Source organism: Pseudomonas kermanshahensis (assembly GCF_014269205.2).
Taxonomy (GTDB): domain Bacteria; phylum Pseudomonadota; class Gammaproteobacteria; order Pseudomonadales; family Pseudomonadaceae; genus Aquipseudomonas; species Aquipseudomonas kermanshahensis.
Genome location: NZ_JABWRY020000001.1, coordinates 1,345,676 through 1,357,710, shown reverse-complemented (window position 1 = coordinate 1,357,710; position 12,035 = coordinate 1,345,676). Strand labels below are relative to the sequence as shown.

Annotated in this window: 6 protein-coding genes; 2 read left to right on the top strand and 4 right to left on the bottom strand. The window is 63.3% G+C overall.

The features are described from left to right. Positions 1–24: 24 nt before the first annotated feature. The 4 genes from ligA to HU764_RS06290 all read right to left on the bottom strand — a co-directional run bounded on the left by ligA (position 25) and on the right by HU764_RS06290 (position 7,830). On the bottom strand, positions 25–2,355 hold the full coding sequence (gene ligA, locus HU764_RS06305; protein ID WP_186704052.1) for an NAD-dependent DNA ligase LigA: 2,331 nt from the start codon (positions 2,353–2,355) through the stop codon (positions 25–27). A gap of 238 nt (positions 2,356–2,593) precedes the next feature. Next, a complete protein-coding gene (gene zipA, locus HU764_RS06300) occupies positions 2,594–3,475 on the bottom strand; it encodes a cell division protein ZipA (RefSeq protein ID WP_186682701.1) in 882 nt (293 codons plus the stop codon). A gap of 204 nt (positions 3,476–3,679) precedes the next feature. Continuing rightward, positions 3,680–7,168 carry a chromosome segregation protein SMC gene (smc, locus tag HU764_RS06295; RefSeq protein WP_186704051.1) on the bottom strand — a complete coding sequence of 1,163 codons (3,489 nt, stop codon included), beginning with the start codon at positions 7,166–7,168 and terminating at the stop codon, positions 3,680–3,682. A 2-nt stretch (positions 7,169–7,170) separates the two neighbouring features. Then, the gene (locus HU764_RS06290; RefSeq protein ID WP_027592947.1) at positions 7,171–7,830 is read right to left on the bottom strand and encodes a GntR family transcriptional regulator; all 660 of its coding nucleotides are present in this window, start codon (positions 7,828–7,830) and stop codon (positions 7,171–7,173) included. A 267-nt stretch (positions 7,831–8,097) separates the two neighbouring features. Between HU764_RS06290 and xdhA the strand changes: the two genes are divergently transcribed. Both xdhA and xdhB read left to right on the top strand, forming a co-directional pair. After that, positions 8,098–9,552, top strand: coding sequence for a xanthine dehydrogenase small subunit (gene xdhA / locus HU764_RS06285; protein WP_186682690.1), 1,455 nt, complete (start codon positions 8,098–8,100; stop codon positions 9,550–9,552). Next, the gene (gene xdhB / locus HU764_RS06280) at positions 9,545–11,944 is read left to right on the top strand and encodes a xanthine dehydrogenase molybdopterin binding subunit (RefSeq protein ID WP_186682688.1); all 2,400 of its coding nucleotides are present in this window, start codon (positions 9,545–9,547) and stop codon (positions 11,942–11,944) included. The genes xdhA and xdhB overlap by 8 nt, the downstream gene beginning before the upstream one ends. Positions 11,945–12,035 lie beyond the last annotated feature (91 nt).

The window sequence follows — 12,035 nt, the reverse complement described above, 5'->3', positions numbered from 1 at the left end:
CTCAATGACTTGTTTAAAGGTGGGTCAGATTGCAATGCCCTGCTCCGCCAAGAAGGCGATGAACGCGTCTTCGTCCAGCACCTTCACACCCAGCTCACTGGCCTTGGCCAGCTTGGAGCCCGCGCCAGGGCCGGCGACCACGCAGTGGGTCTTGCCGGAAACGGAACCTGCCACCTTGGCGCCTAGGCTTTCCAGTTTGTCTTTGGCAATGTCGCGGCTCATGCGCTCCAGGGTGCCGGTCAACACCCAGGTCTGCCCGGCCAGAGGCAGGCCTTCGGCGACTTTCTTCTCGCTGTTCCAGTGCATGCCGAACGCCAGCAACTGGGCTTCGATGTCCCGCGCCAGCGTCTGGTTCGCTTCGTCCTTGAAGAACTCGCGCACGGCCTCGGCCTGCTTGGCGGCCAGGGCCTGGCGCAGGTCGATACCGTCGGCGGCGATGATCTTGTCCAGGCTGTCGAGCTTGGCCACCAGCTTCTCAGCGCCGGTCGGGCCGACCGAGGCGATGTCGAGCTTGGCAATCATCCCGGCCAGGGTGGTGCTGGCGGCGAACTCGGCGGCCAAGTCGCCTTCGTCCTGCAACTGCATGCCGCAGGCGAGCAGTTGCTCGATGACTTTGCGGTTGTGCTCGTCTTCGAAGAAGTTGTGGATTTCGTATGCCACTTCAAGCCCGATGTCTGGCAGGTAGGTCAGCACCTGTGGCAGCGCCTGCTGCACCCGCGCCAAGCTGCCCAGCGAGCGAGCCAGGACCTTGGCGGTTTCCTCACCCACATCCGGAATGCCCAGGGCGTAGATGAAGCGCGCCAAGCTCGGGCGCTTGCTGGCTTCGATGGCATCCAGCAGCTTCTTGCTGGAAACTTCGGCAAAACCTTCCAACCCGACGACCTGGTCGAACTGAAGCTTGTACAGGTCTGCTGGCGAGCCGATCAGCCCTTCGTCCACCAACTGCTCGACGCTCTTTTCGCCCAGGCCGTCGATATCCATCGCGCGGCGCGAAACGTAATGGATGATCGCCTGTTTGAGTTGGGCGCCACAGGCCAGGCGACCGACGCACCGGTACACCGCGCCTTCACTGGTGGTTTCCTTGCCTTTGCTGCGTTTGACCAGCTGCGTGCGCTCGACCTGCGAGCCACACACCGGGCATGCGCTCGGCACTTCAACCGGGCGGGCATCTTCGGGACGGCGCTCAAGCACCACTTGCATGACTTGCGGGATCACGTCGCCGGCACGGCGGATGATCACCGTGTCGCCAATGCGCAGGCCCAGGCGGGCGATTTCGTCCATGTTGTGCAGGGTGGCGTTGGACACGGTCACGCCGGCCACTTTGACAGGCTTCAGGCGTGCCACAGGCGTCACCGCCCCGGTACGCCCTACCTGAAATTCCACATCCAGCACCTCGGTCAGCTCTTCCATGGCCGGGAACTTGTGGGCAATCGCCCAACGCGGCTCGCGGGCGCGGAAGCCCAGTTCACGCTGAGACGCCAGGCTGTTGACCTTGAATACCACGCCGTCGATCTCATACGGCAGGCTGTTACGGCGCTCGCCGATGTCGCGGTAATACGCCAGGCACTCTTCGATGCCGGCGGCATGCCGTAGCTCACGGCTGATCGGCAGGCCCCAGGCCTTGAGCTGCTCAAGGATGCCAATGTGGCTGTCGCCGATGCTTGCGGACACCTGGCCTACGCCATAGCAGCAGAACTCCAGCGGGCGGCTGGCGGTGATTTTCGAATCCAATTGGCGCAGGCTGCCGGCGGCGGCGTTGCGCGGGTTGGCGAAGGTTTTGCCACCCGCTTCTGCCTGGGCGGCATTGAGCCGATCGAAACCGGCCTTGCTCATGTACACCTCGCCACGCACCTCCAGCACCGCGGGCCAACCTTCGCCCTGCAGCTTGAGCGGGATGTTGCGCACGGTGCGCACGTTGGCACTGATGTCTTCGCCGGTGGTGCCATCGCCACGGGTGGCGCCTTGCACCAATTGACCGTCGCGGTACAACAGGCTTACCGCCAGGCCATCGAGTTTGGGTTCGCAGCTGTAGTCGACCGCACCCGGCTGATCGAGGCCATCTACCACACGGCGGCCGAATTCACGCAGGTCAGCTTCTTCGAAGGCGTTACCCAGGCTGAGCATGGGCACTTCGTGGCGCACCTGGCTGAATGCAGCCAGGGCCTGGCCGCCGACGCGCTGGGTTGGCGAGTCAGGCGTTACCAGGTGCGGGTGTTCGGCTTCCAGCGCCTTGAGCTCATTGAACAGGCGGTCGTATTCAGCATCGGGCACGCTGGGCTCATCGAGCACGTAGTAGCGGTAGTTATGCTGGTCGAGCTCGGCGCGCAGGGCGTGGATTCGGGATTCGGCGGTCATTCGTTTGTCTTCTCTTGCAAAGCAAAAGAGCAGCCTGGGGACGTTGCCTGGGGCTCTGGATCCTTTATCCCTGGTCTGGCCCCTTCGCGGGTAAACCCGCTCCCACAGGTACGCCACTGGGTTCAAAAACAGTGGGGTACCTGTGGGAGCGGGTTTACCCGCGAAGGGGCCAGATCAGACAACCTAGGAGCCCGAACCGGCCAGCACGCCCCGCAGGCTGCTCTTTCGTCTGGATCTATCAGCGCTTCTGGGTCAGCGCGCGGCGCTCGAACTCGACGATGCGCTGGCGGTAGTGCTCGATGGTCTGGGCGGTCAGCACGCTGCGCTGGTCGTCCTTGAGTTCGCCATTGAGCTCATGGGCCAATTTGCGCGCCGCCGCGACCATCACGTCGAAAGCCTGCTTAGGGTGACGCGGGCCTGGCAGCCCCAGGAAGAAGCTCACCGCACGGGTGCTGAAGTGGTCGATGTCGTCCAGGTCGAAAATACCGGGCTTCACGGCGTTGGCCATGGAGAACAGCACCTCGCCGTGGCCGGCCATGCTCTCGTGGCGGTGGAAGATGTCCATCTCGCCAAAACGCAGGCCGCTCTCGAGAATGTTCTGCAGCAGTGCCGGGCCCTTGAAACCACCCTCGTCGCGGGAGATGACGCTGATCACCAGCACCTCTTCAGCGGGAGGCAGTTCCTTGACCGTGTTGTTGCTGGACGATACACCGCTGTTGCGGTTGTTGTCGGCGGCAAAATCATCATCGGCATCGGCGAACAGATCAGGCTCGCGCGCCTCTGCGACCAGGTTCAGGTCACCTTGCGGCACTTCTGCGGCGCGCTTGCCACGCTTGCTGGCCTTGACCGGCTTGGGCTCGCGTTCGCGATCGCGCGACGACGCACTGAGCGAGGGCAGGTCGCTCTCGTCCAGTTCTGGCTCCTTGTGGTTATCCAATACCCGCGATGGGCCGAGCACTTCGGCGCCGCCCTCTTCGTCGGGGACATTGGAATAACTGCGGTCCAGACGGAATTTCAACTTGCCTTTCCCGCCGCGCATGCGGCGCCAGCCATCGAAAAGAATACCGGCAATGACAATGATGCCGATGAGGATCAGCCACTCGCGCAGACCGATTTCCATGTAATCCCGTGCCTCTATAAAAATATGCTTGAAAACAAAGGGTTCAAAGCCCTTTAACACGTGGCGCCAACTCTATGTTCTGACAGGCGTTTTACCCACGCAAAAAACGAGTGACATTAAGCTAGCACGACCAAAGACAACTTTACACCGTCTGTCGCACATGGCGGGGCCATTTCGCTACAGAATGTGCCCTATCTTCGCGCATCAGGCGTCGACCATGGCCATCGCCTCCTCCACGTCCACTGCAACGAGGCGTGAGCAGCCCGGCTCATGCATCGTCACCCCCATCAATTGATCCGCCATCTCCATGGCAATCTTGTTATGGGTGATGTAGATGAACTGCACGCTTTCACTCATTTCCTTCACCAGCCTGGCGTAACGCCCGACGTTGGCATCGTCCAGCGGCGCATCGACTTCGTCGAGCATGCAGAACGGTGCGGGGTTCAACTTGAAAATGGCGAACACCAGCGCCAGGGCGGTCAGTGCCTTCTCGCCACCGGACAGCAGATGGATGGTGCTGTTCTTCTTGCCCGGGGGGCGCGCCATGATCGTTACCCCTGTATCGAGTAGATCTTCGCCCGTCAGTTCCAGATAAGCGCTGCCACCACCGAAAACTTTTGGAAAAAGTGCCTGTAATCCGGCATTTATCTGATCAAAGGTATCTTTGAAGCGGTTGCGCGTTTCCTTGTCGATCTTGCGGATGACGTTTTCCAGCGTCTCCAAGGCCTCGACCAGGTCGGCGTTCTGGGCGTCCAGGTAGCGCTTGCGTTCGGACTGCTGCTCGTACTCTTCGATGGCCGCCAGGTTGATCGCGCCCAGGCGCTGGATACGCGCCTCGGTCTGCTCCAGCGCCTGTTCGGTGCTCTGTTCGGTGGCGTCCGCTTCAAGGGTGGCAAGCACGCCTTGCAGGTCGTAGCCGTCGGCCAGCAGTTGTTCCTGCAGGGTCTTGCGCCGCACATCCAGGCCCTGGCACTCCAGGCGTAGCTGCTCCAACTGGCCACGCAGCAGTTGGGCTTGCTGCTCGGCTTGGGTGCGGCGTTTTTCGGCGTCGCGCAGGGCGCGGTCGGCTTCGTCCATGTGCAGGCGCGCCTGGCGCATTTCTTCGTCGACGCTCATGCGCCGCTCCAGCAGCTCTTCGAGCTTGAGGCGCAGCTCTTCGAGGGGCGCTGCGCCCTCCTCCAGGTTCAGGCTCAGTTGCTCCTGGCGTTCGGTCAGGCGTGCTGCCTGCTGTTCCAGGCGCTCCAGGGCCTGATGGGTGGAGTCGTGCTGGGCACGCAGCGAGCCTAGGCGCACGGCCAACTGATGGGCGTGGTCCTTGTGCTGACGGGCCTCCTGACGGATGCGGTCAAGGCCTTCGCGCAGGGTATCGCGGCGAGCCATCAACTGTTCGCGCTGCTCGGTGTCCTGGGCCATCAGGTCCAGGGCTTCTTGCAGCACCAGCCGCGCCTCACCCAGTTGCTCGTGCTCCAGGGCGCGCTGTTCTTGCAGCTCGGTCAGCTCTTCGTGCAGGCGGCGGCGACGCAATTCGACTTGCTCGGCACGGGCCCGGCTGGCCGACAGGCTGGCCTTGAGCTCGCCGTGCTGGCGGCTTTCTTCCTGGGTGCGGCGGCGCAGTTGCTCGCGCTGTTCTTCCAGGCCCAATTGCTGCTCGCGCAAATCCTGCAGCTGTTGCTCAAGGTGCTCCAGGGCGGCTTCCTGCTCCAGCTGTTGCTGGCTCAGGCGCTCGATCTCCTGGCCACGGGCCAACACCCCGCCTTCGGCCTCGCCGCCTCGGCTGACCCGCAAAAAATGCCGGCCAACCCAATAACCATCGCGGCTAACCAGGCTTTGCCCTTCAGCCAGGGTCGCACGCAGTGCCAGCGCCTGGGCCAGGTCATCGACCGGCTTGACCTGCCCCAGCCAGGGGGTCAGGTCGGTACGCCCTTCGACTTTATCCAGCAGGCTGCCCGCCAGCCGCGCACCCTCGCCACTTGCCAGCAGCAAGCGCAACTCGCCTTGCTCCAGGTCGGCAAAAGCGAGGTTGTTGAAATCATCAACCAGCACGGCCTGCAGATCGGCGCCAAGCACCGTCTCCACGGCCAGCTCCCAGCCCGGCTCGACCCGCAGCCCTTCGGCCAGGCGCGGGCGCTGTGCCAGGCCCTGCTCGCGCAACCAGTCTGAGGCACCCACGCCCGGCTCCAGCGCGGCCTGCTGCAAGGCCTCCAGCGATGCCAACCGCCCGCCCAGGCGCTGCAGGTCACCCTGCGCCTGTTGTTGCGCCTGGGTGGCCTGCTGCAATTGCTCGCGCGTGCCTTCGAGTTGCTCGACCACTTGCTCTTCGGACAGTTGCAACGTTTCGAGCAGCATCTCGCTGCTGGCCAACTGCTCGGACAGCTCGACCAGGGCCGCGTCCTGCGGCTCGGCACCTAACAGGTCGCGCTCTTCCCCCAGCTTGCGCTGGCGCTCCGACAAGCGTTCCAGGCTGGCTTCAAGCTGCTGCAGGCGGGACTGTTGCACCTCTGCCTGACGGCGGGGCTCGGCGGACCGGGTGTTGAAGGTGTCCCATTGTTCTTGCCAGCCGTGCATGCCCAGCTCGGCTTCTTCGAGGGTGGCGGCGGCTTCTTCGGCGGCCGCCAGGGTCATTTCCTGTTCCGGCTCGAGCATGGCCAGTTCTTCGCCGAGGGTGGCCAACAAAGTGCGGTCATGGCCCAGGTGGGACTCGGTCTCCAAGCGCGTGCGCTCAGCTTCCTTGAAGTCGTCCTGCAACTGGCGAAGGCGCTGCTGGCCGTGCTGGATGCTCTGTTCGACCCGGGCAATATCGCCCGCTACTGAATAGAAGCGGCCCTGCACCTGGTTGAAGCGCTCGGACAATTCGTGGTGGCCATCGCGCAGGCGCTCGATACTCGCGTCGGCGTTGCGCTGCTCGGCCACCAAGGCCTCGTGAGACACGTCCTGATCACCGATCACCGCCTCGCGCTGGCGTACGCGTTCGTCCAGGTCGCGCCAGCGCAGGGCCGACAAGCGGGCTTTCAGCTGGCGTTCCTGGGCCTTGTACTCACGGTACTTTTCGGCTGCCTGGGCCTGACGGTGCAAGCGTTCGAGCTGGCGTTCGAGCTCGTCACGCAAGTCGGTCAGGCGCGCCAGGTTTTCCTGGGTGCGGCGGATGCGGTTCTCGGTCTCGCGGCGGCGCTCCTTGTACTTGGAGATGCCCGCCGCTTCTTCAATGAAGTTGCGCAGCTCTTCGGGCTTGGCTTCGATCAGTTTGGAGATCATGCCCTGCTCGATGATCGAGTAGCTGCGCGGCCCAAGGCCGGTGCCAAGGAAAATATCGGTGATGTCCCGGCGACGGCATTTTGCGCCGTTGAGGTAATAGCTGTTCTGCGCGTCGCGGGTCACCTTGCGGCGGATGGAGATTTCAGCGTAAGCCGCGTACTCCCCGACCAAGGTGTTGTCGCTGTTGTCGAACACCAGCTCGATACTGGCCTGGCTGACCGGTTTGCGGCTGGTAGAGCCGTTGAAGATGACGTCGGTCATCGACTCGCCACGCAGGTTCTTCGCCGAACTTTCGCCCATCACCCAGCGCACCGCGTCGATGATGTTGGATTTGCCGCAACCGTTGGGGCCTACCACGGCCGCCATGTTGCTGGGGAAGTTGACCGTGGTGGGGTCGACGAACGACTTGAACCCGGCCAGGCGAATGCACTTGAGGCGCATCGTCAGGCCCGGGCCAACGCCGCCAGCACCAGCTCACAGCTGCGCTGGCAATAGGCGGTGAGCACCTCGCGAATGCGCGGCAGGTCGCGGGCGACCACGGCCTCGAGCAGGCGCGCGAACAGCTCCAGGTAGTCGTCCGTGCTGGCCTGGCGTTGGTCCAGGGCCAGGTAGTAGGCGCGGCTCATGGCCGGCTGCAGGTTTTCGACGGTTTCCTGCAGGTACGGGTTGTCGGCGAACGGGTAGGCAGCCCGCATGACGGCGAAGCTTTCGGCGACGAAGGCCTTGATGTCTTGCTGGTCGCGGGCATGCTGCAAGCGCTGCTGGATCTCCAGAAACGGGCGCAAGTCGGCCTCCAGGCGCCATTTTTGTGCAACGGCGTTGCCCAGCAGGATGTAGAACTCACCCATCAAGTTGCACAGGCTGCGCACGCTGCGCTCGTCCAACTTGGTCACATGCGCACCGCGACGCGGCAAGATCGCTACCAAATGCCGACGCTCGAGGATCAACAGCGCTTCACGCACCGAGCCGCGGCTGACATTCAGCGCCTGGGTAACCTTCTGCTCCTGAATGCGCTCGCCCGGCGCCAGCTCGCCGCGAATAATGCGTTCGGCCAGGTAATCGGCAATCTGCTCGGAGAGGCTGTCCGGGGCCTTGAACGTCATGGTTTTCCTTCAAAATCATTGAACTGGGCACAAGGGGCGGATTGTAGCGTACTTGACCCGCACTCGCGCAGAGGGGCCTTGCGCTTTATTTGACCTGCCAGGCAGCTGCCTGCACGGCGCGATCTATGCTTGTGATATGGGCAATGTGTTCGGCCGGGTGTAGACATACGCATTTTCCTGACCTTTGAGTCAGAAAAATATTGACCAGCTCGTCAGGTCTGCTTATTGTCCGCCCAACAACAATAAAACCATTGCGAGGCCATCCCCGTGATCCAGTTTCTCGTCAACCAGGAGCTGCGTAATGAGCACGCCCTGGACCCGAACATGACGGTGCTGCAATACCTGCGCGAGCACCTGGGCAAACCCGGCACCAAGGAAGGCTGCGCCAGCGGTGACTGCGGTGCGTGTACCGTGGTGGTGGGTGAATTGACCCAGGACGACCAGGGCCAGGATACCCTGCGCTACCGTAGCCTGAATTCGTGCTTGACGTTCGTTTCGTCACTGCACGGCAAGCAGTTGATCAGCGTCGAAGGCCTCAAGCACCAGGGTGAACTGCACAGCGTGCAAAAAGCCATGGCCGACTGCCATGGCTCGCAATGCGGCTTCTGCACCCCAGGCTTTGTCATGTCGCTGTTCGCCCTGCAGAAAAACAGCCAAGGCGCCGACGTGCATCAGGCCCAGGAAGCCTTGGCCGGCAACCTGTGCCGCTGCACCGGCTACCGGCCGATCCTCGATGCCGCCGAGCAAAGCTGCCGCCAGCCTTGCCGCGATCAGTTCGACGCCCAGCAAGCCCAAACCATCAGCCGCCTCAAGGCCATTGCGCCAACCCAGACCGGCGAGCTCAACAGCGGCGACAAACGCTGCCTGGTGCCGCTGACCGTGGCCGACCTGGCCGACCTGTACAGCTCGCACCCCGAAGCACGTCTGCTGGCCGGTGGTACCGACCTGGCGCTGGAAGTGACCCAGTTCCACAAGACCCTGCCGGTGATGATCTATGTCGGCCATGTGGCCGAGCTCAAGCGCATCGACAAAACCGCCAGCCACCTGGAAATCGGCGCGGCTACCCCGCTCACTGACTGCTACGAGGCGCTCAACGCCGAGTACCCTGATTTCGGCGACCTGTTGCACCGCTTCGCCTCGCTGCAGATTCGCAACCAGGGCACCTTGGGCGGCAATATCGGCAACGCGTCGCCGATTGGTGACTCGCCGCCCCTGCTGATCGCCCTGGATGCGCAGGTGGTGCTGCGCCAAGGCGAACGTCAGCGCACCCTGGCGCTGGAGGATTACTTCATCGACTACCGCATCACCGCGCGCCAGGACAGCGAGTTCATCGAGAAGATCATCGTGCCGCGCGCCAGTGAGGATTGGGCCTTCCGCGCCTATAAAGTGTCCAAGCGCCTGGATGACGACATCTCTGCCGTGTGCGCAGCGTTCAACCTGAGCATCGAGAACGGCGTGGTCAGCGGTGTGCGTATCGCCTTCGGTGGCATGGCCGCGATCCCCAAACGCGCCCGCGCCTGCGAAGCAGCCCTGCGCGGCAAGCCATGGAACCAGGCCAGCATCGAGCGCGCCTGCCAGGCCCTGGCCGAAGACTTCACCCCGCTCAGCGACTTCCGCGCCAGCAAGGAATACCGCCTGCTGACAGCACAGAACCTGCTGCGCAAGTACTTCATCGAACAGCAAACGCCGCACATCGAAACCCGGGTGACCGCTTATGTCTAACCATCACGTAGCCAAGAGCCAGGCCGAGATGGCCGAACTGTTCAGCCAGGACCTGACCACCGGGGTCGGCCGCAGCGTCAAGCACGACAGCGCCGACAAGCACGTGGCCGGCGAAGCGGTGTACATCGATGACCGCCTCGAATTTCCCAACCAGTTGCACGTCTATGCGCGCACCGCCGACCGTGCCCATGCGCGCATCCTGCGCATCGACACTACGCCGTGCTATGCCTTCGAAGGCGTGCGCATCGCCATCACCCACGAAGACATCCCGGGCCTCAAGGACATCGGCCCAGTCGTAGCCGGTGACCCGCTGTTGGCCATCGACAAGGTCGAGTTCTTTGGTCAACCGGTGCTCGCCGTGGCCGCCCGTGACCTGGAAACCGCGCGCCGCGCCGCCATGGCGGCCATCGTCGAGTACGAAGACCTGGAGCCGGTACTGGATGTGGTCGAAGCGTTGCGCAAGAAGCACTTCGTGCTCGACAGCCACACCCACCAACGCGGCGACTCGGCCGCGGCCTTGGCCAGTGCTCCGCATCGCCTGCAAGGTACCTTGCACATTGGCGGCCAGGAGCACTTCTACCTGGAGACGCAGATTTCTTCGGTGATGCCCACCGAGGACGGCGGCATGATCGTCTACTGCTCCACGCAAAACCCCACCGAGGTGCAGAAGCTGGTGGCCGAAGTGCTGGACGTGCCGATGAACAAGGTCGTCCTCGACATGCGCCGCATGGGTGGTGGTTTCGGCGGCAAGGAAACCCAGGCCGCCAGCCCGGCCTGCCTGTGCGCGGTCATTGCGCGCCTGACCGGCCTGCCGACCAAGATGCGCCTGCCGCGCGTTGAAGACATGACCATGACCGGCAAGCGTCACCCGTTTTATGTCGAGTACGACGTCGGCTTCGATGACAACGGCCGCCTGCACGGCATCAACTTCGACCTGGCCGGCAACTGCGGCTACTCGCCCGACCTGTCCGGCTCGATCGTCGACCGCGCCATGTTCCACTCCGACAACGCCTATTACCTGGGCGATGCCACCGTGCATGGCCACCGCTGCAAGACCAACACCGCCTCCAACACCGCCTACCGCGGCTTCGGCGGCCCACAGGGCATGGTCGCCATCGAACAGGTGATGGATCACATCGCCCGCCACCTGGGCCGTGACCCGCTGGCCGTGCGCAAAGCCAACTATTACGGCAAGACCGAGCGCAACGTCACCCACTACTACCAGACCGTCGAGCACAACATGCTCGACGAGATGACCGCCGACCTGGAAGCCAGCAGCGATTACGCCGAACGCCGTGAGTCGATCCGCCGGTTCAATGCCAACAGCCCGATCCTCAAGAAGGGCCTGGCGCTGACTCCGGTCAAGTTCGGCATCTCGTTCACCGCCACCTTCCTCAACCAGGCGGGGGCGCTGATCCACATTTACACCGACGGCAGCATCCACCTGAACCACGGCGGCACCGAGATGGGCCAGGGCCTGAATACCAAAGTCGCCCAGGTGGTCGCGCAGATCTTCCAGGTCGATTTCGACCGTATCCAGATCACCGCCACCAACACCGACAAGGTGCCCAACACCTCGCCTACCGCGGCCTCCAGCGGCGCCGACCTGAACGGCAAGGCAGCGCAAAACGCCGCCGAGATCCTCAAGAAGCGCCTGACCGAATTCGCCGCGCGGCACTACCAGGTGACCGAAGAGGACGTCGAGTTCCGCAATGGCCATGTGCGCGTGCGCGACCAGATCGTCAGCTTCGAGCAACTGGTGCAGCAGGCGTACTTCGCCCAGGTGTCGCTGTCGAGCACCGGCTTCTACCGCACGCCGAAAATCTTCTACGACCGCAGCCAGGCCCGCGGCCGGCCGTTCTACTACTTCGCCTTTGGCGCGGCCTGCGTGGAAGTGATCGTCGACACCCTGACCGGCGAGTACAAGATGCTGCGCGCCGACATCCTGCATGACGTGGGCGACTCGCTAAACCCGGCCATCGACATCGGCCAGGTCGAAGGCGGCTTCATCCAGGGCATGGGGTGGCTGACCACCGAGGAACTGGTGTGGAATGCCAAGGGCAAACTGATGACCAACGGCCCGGCCAGCTACAAGATCCCGGCAGTAGCCGACATGCCGCTGGACATGCGCGTGAAACTGGTGGAAAACCGCAAGAACCCGGAGGACACGGTGTTCCATTCCAAGGCCGTGGGCGAGCCGCCGTTCATGCTCGGCATCGCCGCCTGGTGTGCGATCAAGGACGCCGTGGCGAGCCTGGCCGACTACCGCGTGCAGCCGAACATCGACGCACCGGCGACCCCGGAGCGCGTGTTGTGGGGCTGTGAGCAGATGCGCAAGGAAGTGGCTCAGCAACAATCTGCCGAACAAGAACTGGAAACCGTGACTCACTGACATCGCGTAACCCTGTGGGAGCGGGCTTGCCCCGCGAATACGAGGGTGTGGCCACTGCCGCATTCGCGGGGCAAGCCCGCTCCCACAAGGA